This window comes from Dietzia sp. WMMA184 (genome assembly GCF_002441635.1).
GTDB lineage: Bacteria > Actinomycetota > Actinomycetes > Mycobacteriales > Mycobacteriaceae > Dietzia > Dietzia kunjamensis.
Genome location: NZ_NXEI01000001.1, coordinates 2,228,916 through 2,246,950, shown reverse-complemented (window position 1 = coordinate 2,246,950; position 18,035 = coordinate 2,228,916). Strand labels below are relative to the sequence as shown.

The window sequence follows — 18,035 nt, the reverse complement described above, 5'->3', positions numbered from 1 at the left end:
CGAGCTTTGGAGAAAACCACCTGGTCAAGCCCCTGGAAGTGGTGTAACTGAATGGTGATCCTTCGTGGGTGGTCAGGCGGGTAGTTGCATCAGGTCATCGGTGCTCACCTCCGTCGGCGAGCTGGTGGCGGGGTCGGTGGTCAGGGTGAGTCGGCAGCGGCTGAGGACTTCGAGACCGAGGTAGCGGCGGCCTTCGGCCCATTCGTCGGTCTGCTCGGCCAGGACGGCGCCGATGAGGCGAACGATGGCATCCCGGTTCGGGAAGATCCCGACCACGTCGGTGCGGCGTCGGATCTCCCGGTTGAGCCGCTCGGTGGGGTTGTTGGACCAGATCTGCCGCCACACATCGTCGGGGAACGCGATAAACGCCAGCAGGTCCTCGCGGGCATCGCCGAGGTGGTCAGCAACCTCGGGCAGTCTGCCTTCGGTGTAGTCCAAGAGCCGGTCGAACTGGGCATTGACAGCCTCGGCGGTGGGCTGGTCGTAGACGCTATGCAGCATCGCCTTCACGGCCGGCCACATCGACTTGGGGCACGCGGCCATGAGGTTTGCGGCGTAGTGGGTGCGACAGCGCTGCCAGGCGGCCCCGGGCAGGTTCGCCGCGATCGCCTCGATCAGCCCGGCGTGGGCATCGGAGGTCACCAGCCGGACTCCGCCCAGGCCACGGGCCACCAGGTCGGCGAAGAAGGTGTTCCACGAGGCCTTCGTCTCGCTGGTGGCGACTTGCATGCCCAGGACCTCGCGGTGGCCGTCACCGTTGACCCCGGTGGCCAGCAGCACCGAGGCTTTGACGACCTGCTTGTTCTCCCGGACCTTGATCGTCAGCGCATCGGCGGTGACGAACGTGAACGGTCCGGCCTCGTCCAGGCGCCGGTGCCGGAACGCCGCGACCTGCTCATCGAGGTCTTCGGCCATGCGGGAGACCTGGGACTTGGACAGCGAGTCGATGCCGAGAGTTTTGACCAGCTTGTCCATCCGGCGGGTGGAGACCCCGGCCAGGTAGCAGTCCGCCACGACGGTGATCAGCGCGGATTCGGCCCGCTTGCGACGCTCGAGCAGCCACTCGGGAAAGTAGGAGCCCGAGCGGAGCTTGGGGATGGCGACGTCGACGGTGCCGACCCGGGTATCCAGGGGCCGGTGGCGATAACCGTTGCGGTAGTTGGTGCGCTCTGACGAGCGGGCGTTCCACTCGGCGCCGCACACGGCGTCGGCGTCCGCGGACAGCAGGGCGTTGATCATGGTCTGCAGCAGCTCGCGCATCAGATCCGGTGACGCGTCGGTCAGGGCTTGGCTAAGCAGGCCTGCAGGGTCGACAATATGGGGTGCGGTCATCGTGATGACTCCGTTCGAGGATTCGGTAGAAGGTTGACTCGAAGGATCACACGGTGGCCGCTCTACATCCGTACACAACACGGAATCGCAGACGATCTCGGCCACCGAGTTACACCACTCTATGGGGCACTACTAAACCACCTCAGCCCCGGGCGTCGCGGTAGGTGGCGTAGGGGCATTTACCGCCACCATCCCGGGCGTTTAGTGTGGTGCCTTCTTCGGCGTAGTCGGACAGTCCTACCGAGTCTCAGTGGAGACCGGGTCGAGCAGAAACAGGCAGCTGTTCTCTTCGTAGTGGTCGTTCACCGCGGTGAACCGGAACCTATCGGTGGCGCCGGTCGCATCGGGAATGCCCGGCCCGGTCAGGTTCAGGTCGGAAACGGGTGCGACGTCGCGGTACTGAAATGCTGGGCCCCGGCCGTCCGACTCGTTGAAGTCCCTGGCGCCGAGGAGTATGTCGTACCGGGTGTCGTAGCTCCCGTGGGTGTTCATCGCTGCGATATGGCCATCGAACTGAATCGTCCGGCCCGCGTGGGTAGCAGCGAAGCCGGCGACGGCCGGCGAGCAATAGTCGCCCTCCTGCTAGAGCGCCGCGTGTTCCAAGCTGTTGTCGACGGTGAGCACGCTGCGAAGTTGGCTAGGGCTCGATGTTGAAGAGTTTGAGGTAGCGGTAGATGCTGGCGCGGCTCACTCCGGTTTGGCGGGCGATGTCGGCGATGGTGTGCCGTCGGTTGCCGTGTTCGTCGAGGTCGTGGACCAGCAGTTTGATGGTTTCGACGAGGGCATCGGTCTTGATTGTGGGTCGCCCTGGTCGTTTTCCGTGTTTCTTGGCGGTGTTGATGCTGCGGCGGATGCGTTGGGAGCGGCCGGTGGCGTTGACGTCGTGGACGGCGGTGATGGTGCGGAAGAAGATGCGATCGGGGTCGTCGTGGGTGTCGAGTTCGTTGTCCAGGATGTGCAGGTGGGCGCCGAGGTCTTCGATTTGGGAGATGTGTGTGACGAGGCTGGTGCCGTTGTGGGCGAGGCGGGCGAGGCTGGTGACGGTGAGGGTGTCGCCGGGGCGTAGGTGTTCGAGTGCTGCGGCGAGTTGGGGTTGTGCGGCTCCGGTCTGGCGCATGTCGTCGGTGTAGATAGTCATGCAGCCGGAGTCGGCCAGGGCGTTGTGTTGCTCCGCGTAGTCGGGGTCGGAGGGGTAGATCCGCTCGTAGCCGATACGCATAGCGGTGAAGCTAGCAGGCGTGCAGATGTCCCTGCCGGGGGTTGTGTCCCGGCAGGGACATCTGGTTTGGGTTAGGCGGCGCTAGGGAAGGCGGCGTCGCGTTCGGCGCGAGCCTGGTGCAGGCCATCGAGGATGCTCTGCACGGTGTCGACCCCGTTCCAGGCCATTAGGTGTCGAGCGATGTGGTGCTGCGCGATGGTCAGCAGGTCCCAGGCGTTTTGGGTGAAGCGGGCGTCGAGATCGTCCTCGTCGAGGAAGACCTCGGGGGTGCGCTGGAGACGGAGGTCGGACAGGGTGGTGACTTCTGCGATCGGCCCGTCGACGGTCGCGGCGACGCCGACAGGTTCGATGACGGCCGGAAGGCCATGGTCGGTGGTGCGGGTCAGCTCGTGGAGCTGTTGCTGAGACTCCTCGGCCCAGCCCCCGGTGTCGGTGTCATCGTGGATGTCGAGCATGGCGTCGACGGTGCGGGCTGCGGTGGGGGCGTGTCAGATGGTCTGTGTGAGTTGATCCGGAGGAGGAATCATGAACGCTATGGCTGTTGACGACCACGACGCTACGGATGTATCAGATGCTGCTGGGCTTCGCCGGGAGGTGTTCTCGGATGCGCTGATTGATCACGTACTCGCCGAGACCCGTTCGCGAGGGTTGGAGTTGACTGGCAAGGACGGCTTTTTGAACGAGATGCTCAAGGCCGTCCTTGAGCGGGGCATGGGCGCCGAGCTGACCGAGCATCTGGGCCGCGATGCCCACGCCCGTGGCGGGGACGGAAACCACCGCAACGGCACTTCGCGCAAGACCGTGGCCACCGAGGTCGGCCCGGTGGAGCTGGATCAGCCCCGCGATCGGCAGGGCTCGTTCGCCTCCCAGCTCGTCCCGAAGGGCGCCCGCCGGCTCGGCGGGCTGGAGGACCAGATCATCTCGCTGTACGCCGGCGGGATGACCGTCCGGGAGATCGAGCACCACCTCGCGCGGACCCTGGGGGTGGAGCTGTCGCACGAGTCCATCGCCAACGTCACCGACGCGGTCCTGGACGAAGTCGCCGCCTGGCAGCACCGCCCGTTGGAGGCGTTCTACCCGGTGGTGTTCCTGGACGCGATCCACATCAAGATCCGCGATGGAGCCCACGTGAAGACCCGCGCTGCCCACATCGCGGTCGGGGTCGATCTTGAGGGCGTCAAGCACGTGCTCGGCATCTGGGTGCAGGCCAAGGAAGGCGCGGCGTTCTGGGCCAGCGTGTGCGCCGAACTGGCCAATCGCGGCGTCAAAGACGTCCTGATCGTGGCCTGCGACGGGCTGACCGGACTGTCCGAGGCGATTGCCGCGACCTGGCCTTTCGCCGAGGTGCAGACCTGCGTGGTGCACCTGATCCGGGCCTCGATGCGGTTCGTGTCCTACAGCGACCGCAAGAACGTGGCCAAGGCACTCAAGCCGATCTACACCGCCGCCAACGCCGAGGCCGCCAGAGCCGCACTGGAGGCCTTCGCCGAATCGCCGCTGGGCGCCAAGTACCCCACCGCCGTCAGGTCGTGGGAGGCCGCCTGGGAGCGGTTCATCCCGTTCCTGGCCTTCGGCCCAGCCACACGCAAGCTGATCTACACCACGAACTCGATCGAGTCGCTGAACTACCAGCTGCGCAAGATCACCAAGAACCGCGGGCACTTCCCCAGCGATGCCGCCGCGATCAAGCTGCTATGGCTAGCCATACGCAACATCGAGGACCGACGAGACCGAGAACGCGCCAAGGACGCTCAACGCCGAGCAGACGGCCACGCAGGCCCCCGGAAATCGATCCCCAGACTCGTCGAAGGCGCCACCATCCATGGTTGGCGAGCCGCACTGGCCGAACTCGCACTGGCCTACCCGGAACGCTTCGACCCCCACATGTGACAGACATCACTAACCAAAACTCACACAATTATCTTGACAGGCTCTGGATCCCGCGCAGTTCGGTGATCCAGTCATCGGCCATCGCGGGCGTCCAGGCCCACGGTCCCTCGACCTCACAGAAGCCCTGGAACCGCCGGATCGTTGCTACCTGCGCCGAGATCGTGCCGGCAGAGAGGTTCGGTGCCAGCTGCTGGTGAGACCAGCCGGTGACCATCGCCTCGAACACCGAGGCTTCCGGACGTAGAACAGCGATACCGTCGGCCAGCTGCAACCGCGCCGACCCTGGAGGAAGATCCTGCTGCGACATCTCGCACCGCCCAAAAATGGCTCGCGTGTTGTGCGAAAGTGTCGCATGAAATGCGAATCGCGACAAGAGGCCGCAGGTAGCAGCGCCACCACCATCCAGCCATCGGCTGGCGGTCACGGTCCAACAAGGGCGGAAGCGCTGGCCCGGCACCTGTTCACGCGCAGGTCACGCGGCCTGTCGGGCACTACGGGCGAGGGGCAGTTCGGGGAGGGGCCGAGTTCGCACAATCTACAACTCGGCATCGTTCACTTTACATAACGATACTTATCGGCGCTCCTGGTGAGAGCACATCCTGGGATGCTCACGTCCCCTACTGGAACCGGTTTGGCAACCAACAAAATGCTCGGCCCGGAACGCCCGCCCGGTCCGTGTGCTGCGCGCCCGCGGCGTCGTCAGCTGTCGTAGGCGATCGTCTCCACGACGATCGACCCGGCGACGGCCCCGCCGGTGGTGGTGAGTCGGTATTCGACCCGGCCCGGGCCGGTGGAGATCTGCGCCTCGTAGGGGTGGGAGATCGGATCGGGGATGCCCGTCGAGATCCGCGGGAACGGGACCTGCGCGACCTTCTCCCCGGTGGCGCCGGTGTCGAGGTTGCGCCACGAGAGGGTGGCCGTGAGGGTGCACGGGCCCACCCCGACGACGGCGAAGGCCCAGGAGACGGATGCCGTGTCCGGGTACCCGTCGCCGTCGAGCGTGGTGGAGATCGCGCCTGCGCACAACCCGGAGGGTGAGCCGCCCACGGCGATCATGCGGTCAGGAGCAGGGAACAGGAGCGGGATGGCCTCGGAGGAGTCCTGGGCGTTCGCGGTGGCCGGGGCCGTGACGGCGGCGGTCAGTGCGACGGCCGTGGCGGCGAGGAACGCCCCCACGGCGACGGTGGGCCGGCGGGTGATCCGCCGGGTCGAGCCGGTGGTGTCCACCCGCTCATCGTCGCACCGCGGACAGCGGTAGACAATAGTGAGCGAGGATTCCGCCGTCACGGACCGTCATGTCGAACGACGTGGTCGTGCCCGGAACGAGAACCCGTTCGACACCTGTCTGTAATGTCCGACGAGAGGCTCCGGACGTGAGCCTCGGTCGGAAGGACACGGGATGATGGCACGAACGCGCGGTGGGGGCGCCGACACCGTCCGGTCGGACGAGAACGGCCTCATCGCGGTCCTCGCCTTCGGCGGCGTCGTCATGTCCCTCAGCCAGACGCTGGTCATCCCGCTGCTGGGCATGCTGCCGGCGATTCTCAACACCTCCGCGGTCAACGCCTCCTGGGTCGTCACCATCACGCTGCTCGCCGGAGCGGTGGCCGGTCCGCTCATGGGACGACTGGGAGACCTCTATCCGAAGAAGTACGTGCTCATCGGTTGCACGGCGGTCATGGTCGTCGGCTCGGTGCTGTGCGCACTGGCCACCTCGCTGTGGCCGATGCTCATCGGGCGCGCCCTGCAGGGCGTGGGAATCGGTGTGATCCCGATCGGCATCGCCACGATGCGCGAGATCCTCCCGGCGCGTCGACTCGCACCGGCGATCAGTCTGATGAGCTCCTCGCTCGGAGTGGGAGGGGCGCTCGGGCTCCCGGCGGCGGCCGCCCTGGCGCAATACGGTTCGTGGCAGTGGATGTTCTGGGGGTCCGGGGCCCTGGGCGTGGCGATCATCGTGATGATGACGGTGCGTCTCCGGACGCTGCCGGCCGCCAAACCGGACGGCACGCTCGACGTCGTCGGCGCGGTGGGGCTCGCGATCGCTCTCATCTCGCTGCTGCTCGCGGTGTCCAAGGGCGCCGACTGGTGCTGGGGCTCCCCGTTGACCCTCGGCTTGCTGGCCCTCACCGCGGTGTCGCTGCCCGGATGGGCGCTGTGGGTCCCCCGGCACCCGTCACCGATCGTGGACCTGCGGGTTGCCGCCCGTCGCCCCGTCCTGATGACCAACATCGCCTCGGTGACCATCGGCATGGGCCTCTATGCGCAGCTGCTGATCATGCCCCAGATTCTTCAGCTCCCGGTCGAGACCGGACACGGGTTGGGGCAGTCGATGGTGGCCATGGGGTTGTGGAGTGCGCCCGGCGGGCTGGCGATGATGGCGGTCTCCCCACTCAGCGGGCGCCTCATCGGCACCCGCGGTCCCAAGACCACGCTCATCCTGGGAGCGCTGGTGGTCGCGGTCGGCTATGCATCCGGGTTGTTCCTCATGGGATCGACCTGGGGTGTGATGACCGTCGGCATCGTGGTGAGCGGCGGTGTGGGGCTGGCCTACGGTGCGATGCCCGCGCTGATCATGGCCTCGGTGCCCACCTCCGAGATGGGCTCGGCCAACAGCGTCAACACACTCATGCGCTCCATCGGCACCACGACCTCTGCCGCGGTGCTCGGCGTGCTGCTCACCCAGATGTCCATGGACTTCGAGGGGCTGTTCGTCCCCACCGAGGCCGGATTCCGGGTCGGTCTGATGTTCGGCTGCGGCGCGACCCTCCTGGCCGCGTCGGTCGCCGCCACGATCCCGCCTCCGTGGGAGGACAGGGCCACGGCCCCAGCGGTGCCAGCGCTCGAGAGCTGAGCGGCCGGATCAGTACGCGCCGGACAGGATCCCGTCGGCCCGCGACCGGTCGATCTTGGTGGTGATGCCGCACGCCGTGCACGTGGCCGTGTACGACGACCCCAGCGGGATGATGGGGACGAAGAACAGAGAGAACGCCCGCTTGCGACGGTCGACCCGCTGTGCGGCGACGTTGCCGCAGTTCGGGCACGTGGCCCGGGCCAGCCCGAGGTTCCGGGACGAGTTCGTGAAGCCGAAGATGAAGAACATCGGCCCAGCCTGACACCGCACCGGGCCGCGCGCACCCGGTGCGGTGGAGTTCAGGCCCCGGGACCCGAGCCGTCCGCGGTCGACCGGGCGCGGGCCACGATTGCATCGGCCAGCTCTGCCGGCCGCTCGTCGGGGATCCAGTGACTGACCCCGCTCATCTCGACGAACCGGTAGTCGGCGTCCACGTGGTGGCGGGTCCGCTCGGCGCCCCCGCGGCCCAGGGCCGGGTCGCGGTCACTCCACACGAACGTGGTGGGCACACGGACCGGCGCGGTCGAGCGGGACGGTGAGGCGAAGGGCAGGGCCCGGTACCAGCCGAGTCCCCCGGGGATCGCGCCGGCGGCGACCATCTCACGCCGGTAGCGCTCGATCATCTCGGGCGTCATACCCATCCCGGCCAGGGCCTTCTCGGGCAGCGGACCGGCCGAGGTGAGCAGTCGCTCCGGCAGGAACGGCAGCTGGAAGAGCCCGATGTACCAGGATCGCAGTAGCTGGTCGGAGGCGAACATGGCCTTGAGGAAGGCGGCGGGGTGGGGCACCGACACGGCGGTGAGGCTGCGGATGCGGTCGGGGTGCGCCCCGGCGACACCCCACGCCACGGCGGCGCCCCAGTCGTGACCCACCACGTGGGCGTCGGGCAGGCCGGCGGCGTCGAGCAGGGCGAGGACGTCCCCCACCAGTTCCGACAGCCGGTACGCGCGTCGACCACGGGGGCGGGCGGACTCGCAGTACCCGCGCTGGTCCAGCGCCAGGGTGCGGTACCCGGCCGCGTGCAGGAGCGGAGACACGAGGTCCCAGCTGGAGGTGCGCTGCGGGAACCCGTGGAGCAGGACGATCGCCTCGCCGTCGGCGGGCCCGGAGTCCACCGCGCGCAGCTCCATGCCGTCGCGGGAGAACCACAGGTCCGGCCGGTGGGCATTCGGATCAGCCGCGGACATATCCCCTCCTGACCGCCCGGTCGAGAATTCCGAGCGTCGCCTTGAGCGCCGATGCGTCCAGCACCGGCAGTACTCCCGAGTCGCGCCACTTCGGGTGCGCATCGGACCAGTCGTAATAGCTGACGACCTCGGTACGCGCCCCCTCGGCGCCGTCGCCATCGCCGTTATCGCCATTGCCCAGCGGGATGAGGCGGTAGCCGTAGGTGTGGCCGATCGGGGGCGTGATGGCCCCGTCGATGGTCCAGGCGATCTCGGCGTCCGGCTCGAACCGGGTGATGATCACCGTGACGTCGTACTCGCCCATGTCGTAGTCGCCGAGGGACTCGCGGTCCATGTGGATGACGAACCGGTCGCCCTCGGCGGTGACCACCGATCCTTCGGCCGCCTGGAGCATCCCCGAGGAGTCGATCGCCACGTGGCCGTCCGGATCGCACAGTACGGCGAACACGCGGTCCGCCGGAGCCGTGATCACCCGCCGCGCCTCGAGGCGGAGACCGGCAGGACTCTCGCGGGCGGCGGCCTCACGGGTGGCGGGGTGGTCGCTCATGGCCGAGACGCTACCCGCGCACGCCGTGGGTCGGGGACCTCTCGCGATCCCCGACCCACGGTGTCCGTCTACTGCTCCGTGCCCTGCGTCAGATGCGGGCCGGGTCGGGCCGCTCCCACGCCCGGTGGGTGGCCAGCAGCGGCTTGAGTGCGGGCAGCACGCCGGCCGCTGCGTCGACCGCGACCACGCCCGGGGTGTCCGAGGTCAGTCCGAAGTCGACGTACCGGTCGATGGGCGCCAGGGTGGCGATGGCCTTCTTGTGCCGGTACATCTCGCTGATGAGCACGTCGGTCCGCGGGTGGGCGGGGAGGTCGACGACGACGAGGGCATCGAACTCGATGGACCGCTGCGTCTGATAGGTCCGCGAGATCGCGACCGTCGCATCGGGCTCGCCCTCGCCGAGCCTGCCGCCGACCGGGCCGATCACGAGCGGGACCATGTCGTCGCCGAACACGGCCTGCTCGAGTTCCTTGACCGCGCCGACGTCGGAGTTCTCCGTGACGAGGATGCCGATCTGGCGCCCGTCGGACGGCCACTCCTTGCCGATCTGGGACAGGGCCGGGCTGGTGACGACCTCGGCCACGGGCACCTTCGCGGGCGCGGGCAGTCCCAGCCCCGACGCGACGGTGACGGCCAGGTCATGGTCGATGTGCGCGAGCTGCTCGACCTGCCGGATCTTGATGGCCTCCTCGTAGCACTTGCCCAGCTCGAAGGTGTACGCCTCGGCGACGTGCGCCTTCTCCACCTCGGTGAGGCTGGTGTAGAACAGCGTCGCCTGCGAGTAGTGATCGTCGAACGTCGCCGGGGCGTCGCGGACGACCTGCGCGTCGGCGATCTGCTGCGCCACCTCCACCAGCGCACCGTCGGTGGTGCCCGCCATGAACGGGCATCCCCCGTCGAGGCTGTTGGGCTGGTACGGCGCCACGCCCACGTGGTCCGCGGACTGGTGGAACCCGTCGCGGAGCATGTCGTTGACGGGCGCGTGCGGCCGGTTGATGGGGATCTGGCCGAAGTTCGGACCGCCCAGACGCGTGAGCTGGGTGTCGAGGTAGGAGAACAGTCGGCCCTGCAGTAGCGGGTCGTTGGTGACGTCGATGCCCGGCACGAGGTGGCCCGGGTGGAACGCGACCTGCTCGGTCTCCGCGAAGAAGTTCTTGACGTTGGCGTTGAGCGTCATCGTGCCGATCACCTGCACCGGTGCGAGCTCCTCGAGGACGATCTTGGTCGGGTCGAGCAGGTCGATGCCGTGGAACATCTCGCTGACGCCGTTCTCGTCGACCGTGTCCGGGAAGACCTGGATGCCCAGGTCCCAGCTCGGGAACGCGCCGGACTCGATCGCGTCGGCAAGGTCGCGGCGGTGGAAGTCCGGGTCCATGCCGGCGGTGATCTGGGCTTCCTCCCACACCTGCGAGTGGACGCCCAGGTGGGGCTTCCAGTGGAACTTCACCAGGCTCGTCTCGCCGGCGTCATTGATGAGCCGGAACGTGTGGACGCCGAAGCCCTCCATCATCCGGTACGAGCGCGGGATTCCGCGGTCGGACATGTTCCACAGGGTGTGGTGCTGCGCCTCGGTGTGCAGGGAGACGAAGTCCCAGAAGGTGTCGTGCGCGCTCTGGGCCTGCGGGATCTCGCGGTCCGGGTGCGGCTTGGCGGCGTGGACGACGTCGGGGAACTTGATGGCGTCCTGGATGAAGAACACCGGGATGTTGTTGCCGACCAGGTCCCAGGTGCCCTCGTCGGTGTAGAACTTGGTCGCGAATCCGCGGGTGTCGCGGACGGTGTCGGCGGAGCCGCGGTTACCGAGCACGGTGGAGAAGCGGACGAAGACCTCGGTCTCCTTGCCCTCGGCGAAGACCCCGGCCTTGCAGACGCTCGCTGCGGCGCCGTTGGCCACGAACGTCCCGTGCGCACCGGCCCCGCGGGCGTGGACCGCGCGCTCCGGGATGCGCTCGTGGTCGAAGTGCATGATCTTCTCGCGTAGGTGGTGGTCCTGAAGCAGGACCGGGCCGCGACGACCGGCCTTCTGCGAGTGATCGGTGTCGGACAGGCGCGCGCCCTGGGCGGTGGTGAGGAACTGGCCCTGCTGACGCATGACCTCCTCGCGAGCGGTGACCGAGCCGGGCGGCTCCGCGCCGGTCGGGCCGTGCGGGGTCGCGCCCTTCTGGTCGGCCTTCGGCGGCAGCGGGCTGGTGGGCTCGGTGGGCTCGGCGACGGTCGGCGGTCGCGATCCCGGCGTACCGGGGACGACGTCGGCGCTGCCGGCCAGGTCGTCGGCGAACTGTTCGGCCTTGTCGACGAGCTTCTCGGCCGCGGATCGGGCGGCAGACTTGGAGTCGGACTTCTTGTCGGGCATCGGCACTCCTTCGGGATGAGAATCGTTCTGGGTGCACTGGCTTTTCCAGCCGTGCCGGCGATTCTGCTCCTCTGGCGGAGGTCCGCAACCTGTCGCGCGACCACGCGGGGCGACGTAAACTTCGCGCCTCCGGGGCCGGCGGCCGTCGTGGTTCCGGTGACCGTCGGGTCAGCCCGTCCCTGGTGCGAGGGCGCCGGTCAGGAAATGCGACGCCCGGGCACTGTTGAGCGTGATGTCGTAGTCCGGCGACTCACGCCAGTAGCGGATCACCGAGATGTAGGTGGAGCCGACCATCTGGGCGAGGAAGCGCAGTGGCAGGTCCTCGCGCACCTCCCCGGCGGCCACTCCCGGGGTCAGAAGTCGCACCAGGGTAGAGGTCAGCTGCTCGGTGCGGGCGGCGCTGACGGCGGGGACGGCGAGTTCACGCTCGAGCTCGCCGGTCAGCGACGCGAAGTAGACCGGCGCGGCGGCGGCGGTGGCGGCGACGTCCGCGAACAAGCGATCGAGCCGACCGGCGGTGGTCAGCGGCTCGGACAGCAGGTCGTCGACAAGGAGTCCGAGTATGGCCACGTGGGCGTCGTGGAGAGCGATGACGATGCCGTGCTTGTTCCGGAAGTAGTTGAAGAACGTCGCGCGGGAGACGCCGGCCGCCTCGGCGATCTCCTCCGCCGTGGTCTCGGCGACCCCGCGTTCGGCGAAGAGCTGACGGGCGGCCTGCAGCAGGCTCGTGCGGACCGCGTGCTTGTTGTGCGCGCGCCGAGAGGAGTCGGGCGGCGGTTCGGACCGACAGCATCACCTCGACCACCGACCTCGACGAGGTCCGGGCCCGACTGGAGACGTGGCTGGCCGAGCGGGTGGGCAGCACGGGACCGGTCCGCGTGACGTCGATCCGGCGCCCCGAGAGCTCGGGCATGTCGAGCATCTCCGTGCTGCTCGACGCCGAGTGGACCGCGGACGGGCGTGACGAGCGCGCGGCGTTGGTGGCCCGACTCGCGCCGGAGGCCTCCTCGTTCCCGGTGTTCCCCGACTACGACCTGGCCGGGCAGGCCGCCGTGATGCGCGCCGTCCGCGAGCGGACCGACCTGCCGGTGCCCGACGTCCGCTGGGTCGAGGACTCGCCCGAGATCCTGGGCGTGCCCTTCCTGGTGATGGACCGTGTCTCCGGCCGGGTCCCCGTCGACAACCCGCCGTACGTGTTCGGCGGCTGGGTGGTGGAGGAGCTGGGCGAGACCGGCCGGGCGCGGGTGCGCGAGGTGAGCGTGGACGTCCTGGCCCGGGTTCACGGCACACCGGACCCACGGACCGCGCTCGGGGATGCCGCGCCGGCCGCCGGCGTCGACAGTCTTCGGGCACACGTGGAGAACGAGCGCGCCTACTACGAGTGGACCCAGTGGGAGGACGGTCTCCGGATCCCGGTCCCGGAGAGGGCGTTCGACTGGATCGAGGAGAACTGGCCCACCGAGCTGTCGCCGGACGTGCTCTGCTGGGGCGACGCCAGGATCGGCAACATCATGTTCGACGGGGTCGAGCCCGCCGCCGTGCTCGACTGGGAGTCGGCCACGCTCGCGACGCCGGAGCTCGACCTGGGGTGGTTCCTGTTCTTCCCCGACATGTTCCAGGAGATCGCCGAGCAGTGGGACTTCCCCGGCCTAACTGATCTGTTCCCCCACGGGGCCGTGGTCGCCCGATACGAGGAGCTCACCGGGTCACCGGTTCGCGAGTTGGAGTTCTTCCGCACCTACGCCGCCCTGCGCCACGGCATCGTGATGTCGCAGATCGAGCGCCGACGCGTCCACTTCGGCGAGGTCGAGGCGCACGAGAACCCGGACGAGGACGTCCTGCACCACGCCATGCTCGCGCGGATGATCGCCGACTGACACCCGGTACGAACCGCCCCACTCCACCGCCCCAGAAACCTAAGGAGAGTCCATGACGATCAAGCCCGCGCCCCTCGACGAGTACCCGGTCCACCAGTCCCCGCTGTCGATGGCGCAGGTCGCCACGAGTGACCGCAATTTCTACGACCGCTACTACTTCAACGCCCATGACCGGACCGGGGACGTCTATCTCGTCACCGGCCTGGGCGTGTACCCGAATCTCGGCGTGATCGACGCCTTCGCCACCGTCCGGCAGGGCGATCGACAGCGCTCGGTCCGCTTCTCCGATGCCAGCGACGAGCGGTCCCTCGACTCGATCGTGGGTGGGTACCGGGTCGAGGTGATCGAGCCGCTGCGAACCGTCCGCCTGCTCTGCGAGCACGAGGACCTCTCGTTCGACCTCTCCTGGCACGGCTCGTTCGAGGCGGTCCTCGAGGAGCGGCACATGCTGCTCGACGGGCCCCGACCGATTCTCGATGCCACGCGCTTCGCCCAGGTGGGCAGCTGGTCCGGCACGCTCACCGTCGAGGGCACCGACTATTCGGTGGACCCGGACGTGTGGATGGGTACCCGGGACCGCTCGTGGGGCATTCGTCCCAGCGGCGACCCGGAGCCCAAGGGTCGCTCGGCCGACGAGCCGCGTGAGGGCCACTGGTGGACGTACGTCCCGCTGCGGTTCGACGACTACGCGCTCATGATCATCATGCAGGAGAGCCCGGACGGGTACCGCACCCTCAACCACGCCACCCGCACCTTTGCCGACGGCCGGATCGAACAGCTGGGCTGGCCGCGCATGGAGGTGTCCTACCGCAGCGGGACCCGGCACCCGGAGTCGGCGCGGATCCACCTCACCACGCCCAGCGGTGAACCCCTGGTGGTGGAGGTGGAGACCCTCGGCTACATCCCGCTGAGCATGGGATCCGGATACGTGGGCGACCCGGACTGGCAGCACGGCCAGTGGAAGGGGCGCGGCTGGAGCCTGTCCACGGCGTACGACTTCACGGACCCCGAGCTCCCGGCGTTCATGCCGTACCAGACCATCGATCACATCGCCCGGGCCACGTGTGACGGCGCGGAGGGCTGGGGCATGTTCGAGCACGGCGTGCTGGGCCGCCACGATCCGAGTGGCTTCGTGGGCTGGACCGACCTCGCCCCGTGATGTGACCTGAGAAGTCTTGAAAAGGCTTTAACATCGAGGTCATGACCCAGGGCTCGCCGACCGCCGCTCCCTTCGACCGGGCGCACCTGCCGTACCCGGTCGTGCTGGCGGCGGGCTGGTCGGCGTGCCTGCTGCTCATCGCGGGCGGCGGGTGGCTCGTCGGGCAGGCGGTCGGTCGGCTGTCGGTGATCATCGCGCCCCTGGCGATCGCGGTCCTGCTCGCGGCCATGCTCCGCCCGATGGTGGACCGCATCCCGGAGCGGGTCCCTCGGGCGGCCGCGGCCCTCGTCGTCGTCGTCGGGGTCCTCGCGGTCATCCTCGCCGCGCTCGCGGCGGTCACCACCCAGCTCGCGACCGGCGTACCCCGGATGCGCGACCAGATCTCGTCGGGCACCGACGCCGCCCTGCGGTGGCTCGAGGACGGCCCGCTGCACCTCACCGCGGACCGACTGCAGGAGGCCGTCGCCCAGGCCCGCACCTGGATCGAGTCGAACTCCGAGGCGGTCGCGGCCGGCGCGGTCCAGTTCGGACACACGGCCGTGGACGCCGTGGCGGGCGTGCTCATCTGCCTGGTGTCGCTGTTCTTCTTCCTCTACCACGGCGAGAAACTCTGGGAGTTCTTCGTCCGGTGGCTGCCGCGGGCGAGCCGCGAGCACGTCGACACCGCGTTCCGCCGTGGCTGGGGCAGCCTCGGCGCCTACACCCGCACGCAGCTCACCGTGGCCGCGATCAACGCCGCCGGGGTCGGCCTGGGCGCGCTGCTGCTGCGCGTGCCGTTCGTGATCCCCATCGTCGTGGTGGTGTTCCTCGCGTCGTTCGTGCCCATCGTCGGCACCCTCGTCGCCGGGGTGATCCCCACGGTCCTGGCGCTGGTCGAGCGGGGGCCGGCGATCGCGGTCGCGATGCTGGCGATCGTCGTGGTCGTCCACCAGGTCGAGTCGCACGTGCTCCAGCCACTGCTGATGGGCCACGCCGTGGCGCTGCACCCGCTGGCGGTGATCCTCGTGGTCACGGCCGGGACGTACCTGTTCGGTGTCGTGGGCGCGCTGTTCGCGGTGCCGGTCACGGCGATGGCCAACACCGTCGTGCGCCACCTCGCGGCCCGGGGCGGCGCGGACGGCGGCAGCGCGGCCCGGGGCGGCCCGGACGGCGGCGGTTCTGCCGGCGGCGGTGAGGACCTCGGGCCGGGCCTGGTGCCCGGGCGCGACGAGGTGTCCGGACCCGACAGCGCGGCTCACCCCGCCGGGGACGACGACGAGGTGCGCCTCCACGACCACGACGGCGAGACCGTTCCCGCCGAACCGGCCGCGAGGACCGGCGGCCATGCGCCGCGGTGACGGGCGGGCCGCTGTTCGGACCCCCGGCGTGGTGGTCGTGCGCTCGAGCGTCGTGCCCGCGCCCCGGGACCAGGTGTGGGCGCGGGTCGTCACGGCCGAGGGCGTCGCGGACGAGTTCGGCCCGTTGCTGACGATGCGGTTCCCCAGGTCGCTGCGGGGGGCGTCGATCGCGGACCTCCCGCTCGGTCGCCCGGCGGGGCGGGCGTGGATCCTGCTGGCGGGGATCGTCCCGGTCGAGTTCGACGACCTGGTGATCACCGGGATGGAGGCGCCGCGCTACTTCCAGGAGCGCTCGAGCCTGGGGTCGTGCCGCGTGTGGGAGCACCGCCGGGAGCTCGACGACCTGCCCGACGGCTCGACCCGGGTGACCGACACCCTGCGGGCCGAACCCCGGACGGTGCTGCCGGGACCGGTGGTGCGGATGGTGGTCGGTGCGCTGTTCCGGCATCGTCACCGGCGGCTGATCCGGAAGTTCTCGGCCCAGATGTGACACGGGGAACTGCGTGAACGTCCCCGCGGGGCGCACAATGACGGTAGGTGCTCCCTGCGACGAGATACGGCGCGGGAGGCCGTCCCCGAGGGGGAATCACTATGCAGACCGCGACACTTCACGGACGAGAGCTGGCCTACCGCGAGGCGGGTGCCGGCGAGGGCAAGCCGACGATCCTGCTCATCCACGGCATGGCCGGCAGCTCGACCACCTGGCGCGAACTCATCCCGCGCCTGGACGCCCACTTCCACGTCATCGCCCCGGACCTGCCCGGTCACGGGGAGAGTTCACTCGACTTCGACGACTACTCGCTCGGCGCGATGGCCTCCGCCCTGCGCGACCTGTTGGTGGTCAAGGGCATCAAGCGATGCACGGTCATCGGACAATCGCTCGGCGGCGGCGTCGCCATGCAGTTCGTCTACCAATACCCCGAGTACTGCGAGCGGATCGTCCTGATCGGCAGCGGCGGCCTGGGCAAGGAGGTCAACTGGATCCTCCGGATGCTGGCCGTCCCCGGCGCCGAACTCCTGCTGACGATCGGCGCGGCCCCGGTCTTCGTGAACGCCGGGAACTCGGTGGGGCGCTTCTTCTCCGGCCTGGGCATCCGGGCCGACGCGATCACCGAGTCCTGGATGTCGTACGACTCACTCAGTAGGCCCGGTCACCGCAGGACGTTCTTCAAGACGCTGCGCGCGGTCGTGGACAACAAGGGGCAGGCGGTGTCGGCGGCCAACCGGCTGCACCTGGCCGGGCAATTGCCGTTCCAGTTGATCTGGGGCGACCGCGACCCGATCATCCCCATGTCCCACGGGCACGCCACCCACGAGGCGATCCCCGGTAGTCGCCTGGCGATCGTCGAGCGGACCGGCCACTACCCGCACGTCGAGGACCCGGCGGCCGTCGAGCGGATCATCGTGGAGTTCATGACCGAGACGCAGCCGGGGCACATCGACCCCGAGACGCTGGGAGACCTCGTGGCGGCGGGGGCCCAGCCGCCGGAGCCCCAGCCGCCGGAGCACCACAGCTGACGGCCCGGGCGGGCAGAAAGGACTCGGCCCCGGCTCCCTCGAGGGGGGCCGGGGCCGAATCGGATGGCGATGCGGTCAGCGGCTGGTCGCAGCCGCCGCGCGAGTCGCTATCAGGAGCCGAACGCGGGCAGCTCGGTGTCGTCGGCGGTCTCGTCGCCCTCGGCGTCACCGCCGGCCAGCGAGCCGAGGAGCTCGGCCGAGCCGGCATCCGCGGTCTCGTCGTCATCGCCCGGGATCTCGGCGTCGATGCCGCGGAGGATGTCGATGGCGCCGGAGATGTCACCGGAGAACGCGGCCGCGACGGCGGCGGTGGCGTTGGCCTCGCACGCCTCGCCGCTCAGGCCGGGCACCACGCCCTCGGCGGAGCCGAGGAAGTCGTAGGCGGAGATGGTGCCGCACAGCTGCGCGGCGATGTCGGAGACCTCGGCGGGGGTCTCGACCTCGTCGAGCGCGTCGTCAAGCGCGTCCTCGGTGGTCTCGGTCTGGGTGGTGTCGGCGCCCTGGGTCTGGTCGTCGGCATCCTGGGCGGCGGCGAGGCCGGCACCGGCGAAGGACAGGGCGGCAGCGGAACCGATCACGGCGATGGTCTTCTTCATGGGGGTCACACCTTTCCATCGGGATCCGGGGGATCTCCCCGGCGATACGGCGGTAACAGTAACGGCCAACCCCGCTGGCTGGCTGTGATCCGCATCACAGCGTGGCCGGCGCGGTCGGGTGGTCTGCCCACTTACGCAGCGGGAACGGCGCTCCCGCGAATTCTTC

The 18,035-nt window shown here is 69.2% G+C and carries 18 protein-coding genes and 2 pseudogenes; 7 read left to right on the top strand and 13 right to left on the bottom strand.

Annotated features, from left to right (window positions below; genetic code table 11):
* Nucleotides 1-72: 72 nt before the first annotated feature.
* The 4 genes and pseudogenes from CK206_RS10310 to CK206_RS10295 all read right to left on the bottom strand — a co-directional run bounded on the left by CK206_RS10310 (nt 73) and on the right by CK206_RS10295 (nt 3,006).
* Nucleotides 73-1,332, bottom strand: coding sequence for an IS256 family transposase (locus tag CK206_RS10310; protein ID WP_096905832.1), 1,260 nt, complete (start codon nt 1,330-1,332; stop codon nt 73-75).
* A gap of 237 nt (nt 1,333-1,569) precedes the next feature.
* Nucleotides 1,570-1,893: pseudogene (locus tag CK206_RS10305) on the bottom strand (DUF4839 domain-containing protein); the annotation flags it as partial.
* A 76-nt stretch (nt 1,894-1,969) separates the two neighbouring features.
* A complete protein-coding gene (locus tag CK206_RS10300) occupies nt 1,970-2,551 on the bottom strand; it encodes a recombinase family protein (protein ID WP_096906332.1) in 582 nt (193 codons plus the stop codon).
* A gap of 71 nt (nt 2,552-2,622) precedes the next feature.
* Nucleotides 2,623-3,006, bottom strand: coding sequence for a hypothetical protein (locus tag CK206_RS10295; RefSeq protein WP_096906331.1), 384 nt, complete (start codon nt 3,004-3,006; stop codon nt 2,623-2,625).
* A 79-nt stretch (nt 3,007-3,085) separates the two neighbouring features.
* Here CK206_RS10295 and CK206_RS10290 point away from each other — a divergent pair, with 79 nt between their 5' ends.
* Complete coding sequence (locus tag CK206_RS10290) at nt 3,086-4,441, top strand: IS256 family transposase (protein WP_069388925.1); 1,356 nt, start codon at nt 3,086-3,088, stop codon at nt 4,439-4,441.
* A gap of 28 nt (nt 4,442-4,469) precedes the next feature.
* On the opposite strand, the gene CK206_RS19575 is transcribed toward CK206_RS10290, so the two are convergent.
* Both CK206_RS19575 and CK206_RS10280 read right to left on the bottom strand, forming a co-directional pair.
* On the bottom strand, nt 4,470-4,865 hold the full coding sequence (locus CK206_RS19575; protein WP_143337722.1) for a hypothetical protein: 396 nt from the start codon (nt 4,863-4,865) through the stop codon (nt 4,470-4,472).
* 275 nt (nt 4,866-5,140) lie between these two features.
* Nucleotides 5,141-5,668: a hypothetical protein gene (locus CK206_RS10280; protein ID WP_096906329.1), complete on the bottom strand. Its 528-nt coding sequence runs from the start codon at nt 5,666-5,668 to the stop codon at nt 5,141-5,143.
* A gap of 172 nt (nt 5,669-5,840) precedes the next feature.
* Here CK206_RS10280 and CK206_RS10275 point away from each other — a divergent pair, with 172 nt between their 5' ends.
* The gene (locus CK206_RS10275; protein ID WP_096906328.1) at nt 5,841-7,295 is read left to right on the top strand and encodes an MFS transporter; all 1,455 of its coding nucleotides are present in this window, start codon (nt 5,841-5,843) and stop codon (nt 7,293-7,295) included.
* A gap of 9 nt (nt 7,296-7,304) precedes the next feature.
* On the opposite strand, the gene CK206_RS10270 is transcribed toward CK206_RS10275, so the two are convergent.
* The 6 genes and pseudogenes from CK206_RS10270 to CK206_RS20600 form a co-directional block, all read right to left on the bottom strand.
* Nucleotides 7,305-7,544, bottom strand: coding sequence for a zinc-ribbon domain-containing protein (locus tag CK206_RS10270; protein WP_063973118.1), 240 nt, complete (start codon nt 7,542-7,544; stop codon nt 7,305-7,307).
* Between the two features lie 50 nt (nt 7,545-7,594).
* The gene (locus CK206_RS10265; RefSeq protein WP_007626536.1) at nt 7,595-8,482 is read right to left on the bottom strand and encodes an alpha/beta fold hydrolase; all 888 of its coding nucleotides are present in this window, start codon (nt 8,480-8,482) and stop codon (nt 7,595-7,597) included.
* Nucleotides 8,469-9,029 (bottom strand): hypothetical protein, encoded by a 561-nt coding sequence (locus tag CK206_RS10260; protein WP_063973117.1) that lies wholly within the window; start codon nt 9,027-9,029, stop codon nt 8,469-8,471. Before CK206_RS10260 ends, CK206_RS10265 begins: the two co-directional genes overlap by 14 nt.
* A gap of 88 nt (nt 9,030-9,117) precedes the next feature.
* Entirely contained in the window at nt 9,118-11,382 is a 2,265-nt protein-coding gene (locus tag CK206_RS10255) for a catalase (protein WP_096906327.1), read from the bottom strand.
* A gap of 168 nt (nt 11,383-11,550) precedes the next feature.
* Nucleotides 11,551-11,952 carry a hypothetical protein gene (locus tag CK206_RS10250; protein ID WP_007626539.1) on the bottom strand — a complete coding sequence of 134 codons (402 nt, stop codon included), beginning with the start codon at nt 11,950-11,952 and terminating at the stop codon, nt 11,551-11,553.
* A gap of 24 nt (nt 11,953-11,976) precedes the next feature.
* Nucleotides 11,977-12,102 (bottom strand): annotated as a pseudogene (locus CK206_RS20600) (helix-turn-helix domain-containing protein); the annotation flags it as partial.
* 191 nt (nt 12,103-12,293) lie between these two features.
* Between CK206_RS20600 and CK206_RS10245 the strand changes: the two are divergent.
* The 5 genes from CK206_RS10245 to CK206_RS10225 all read left to right on the top strand — a co-directional run bounded on the left by CK206_RS10245 (nt 12,294) and on the right by CK206_RS10225 (nt 17,273).
* A complete protein-coding gene (locus CK206_RS10245) occupies nt 12,294-13,259 on the top strand; it encodes a phosphotransferase family protein (protein ID WP_253701989.1) in 966 nt (321 codons plus the stop codon).
* Between the two features lie 52 nt (nt 13,260-13,311).
* Complete coding sequence (locus tag CK206_RS10240; protein ID WP_067715474.1) at nt 13,312-14,418, top strand: hypothetical protein; 1,107 nt, start codon at nt 13,312-13,314, stop codon at nt 14,416-14,418.
* Nucleotides 14,419-14,459: 41 nt separating this feature from the next.
* Complete coding sequence (locus CK206_RS10235; protein ID WP_096906326.1) at nt 14,460-15,755, top strand: AI-2E family transporter; 1,296 nt, start codon at nt 14,460-14,462, stop codon at nt 15,753-15,755.
* Complete coding sequence (locus tag CK206_RS10230; protein WP_007633852.1) at nt 15,742-16,245, top strand: hypothetical protein; 504 nt, start codon at nt 15,742-15,744, stop codon at nt 16,243-16,245. The genes CK206_RS10235 and CK206_RS10230 overlap by 14 nt, the downstream gene beginning before the upstream one ends.
* A 101-nt stretch (nt 16,246-16,346) precedes the next feature.
* Nucleotides 16,347-17,273 carry an alpha/beta fold hydrolase gene (locus CK206_RS10225; protein ID WP_096906325.1) on the top strand — a complete coding sequence of 309 codons (927 nt, stop codon included), beginning with the start codon at nt 16,347-16,349 and terminating at the stop codon, nt 17,271-17,273.
* A gap of 110 nt (nt 17,274-17,383) precedes the next feature.
* Here the strand turns inward: CK206_RS10225 and CK206_RS10220 are convergent, their stop codons facing one another.
* Complete coding sequence (locus CK206_RS10220; protein ID WP_007633848.1) at nt 17,384-17,869, bottom strand: hypothetical protein; 486 nt, start codon at nt 17,867-17,869, stop codon at nt 17,384-17,386.
* Between the last annotated feature and the right edge of the window lie 166 nt (nt 17,870-18,035).

Excerpts from the sequence above, each read along its gene's own strand:
- CK206_RS10310 (WP_096905832.1), bottom strand. The coding sequence starts at position 1,332 with ATGACCGCACCCCATATTGTCGACCCTGCAGGCCTGCTTAGCCAAGCC.
- CK206_RS10300 (WP_096906332.1), bottom strand. The coding sequence starts at position 2,551 with ATGCGTATCGGCTACGAGCGGATCTACCCCTCCGACCCCGACTACGCG.
- CK206_RS10295 (WP_096906331.1), bottom strand. The coding sequence starts at position 3,006 with ATGCTCGACATCCACGATGACACCGACACCGGGGGCTGGGCCGAGGAG.
- CK206_RS10290 (WP_069388925.1), top strand. The coding sequence starts at position 3,086 with ATGGCTGTTGACGACCACGACGCTACGGATGTATCAGATGCTGCTGGG.
- CK206_RS10275 (WP_096906328.1), top strand. The coding sequence starts at position 5,841 with ATGATGGCACGAACGCGCGGTGGGGGCGCCGACACCGTCCGGTCGGAC.
- CK206_RS10270 (WP_063973118.1), bottom strand. The coding sequence starts at position 7,544 with ATGTTCTTCATCTTCGGCTTCACGAACTCGTCCCGGAACCTCGGGCTG.
- CK206_RS10265 (WP_007626536.1), bottom strand. The coding sequence starts at position 8,482 with ATGTCCGCGGCTGATCCGAATGCCCACCGGCCGGACCTGTGGTTCTCC.
- CK206_RS10260 (WP_063973117.1), bottom strand. The coding sequence starts at position 9,029 with ATGAGCGACCACCCCGCCACCCGTGAGGCCGCCGCCCGCGAGAGTCCT.
- CK206_RS10255 (WP_096906327.1), bottom strand. The coding sequence starts at position 11,382 with ATGCCCGACAAGAAGTCCGACTCCAAGTCTGCCGCCCGATCCGCGGCC.
- CK206_RS10245 (WP_253701989.1), top strand. The coding sequence starts at position 12,294 with ATGTCGAGCATCTCCGTGCTGCTCGACGCCGAGTGGACCGCGGACGGG.
- CK206_RS10240 (WP_067715474.1), top strand. The coding sequence starts at position 13,312 with ATGACGATCAAGCCCGCGCCCCTCGACGAGTACCCGGTCCACCAGTCC.
- CK206_RS10235 (WP_096906326.1), top strand. The coding sequence starts at position 14,460 with ATGACCCAGGGCTCGCCGACCGCCGCTCCCTTCGACCGGGCGCACCTG.
- CK206_RS10230 (WP_007633852.1), top strand. The coding sequence starts at position 15,742 with ATGCGCCGCGGTGACGGGCGGGCCGCTGTTCGGACCCCCGGCGTGGTG.
- CK206_RS10225 (WP_096906325.1), top strand. The coding sequence starts at position 16,347 with ATGCAGACCGCGACACTTCACGGACGAGAGCTGGCCTACCGCGAGGCG.
- CK206_RS10220 (WP_007633848.1), bottom strand. The coding sequence starts at position 17,869 with ATGAAGAAGACCATCGCCGTGATCGGTTCCGCTGCCGCCCTGTCCTTC.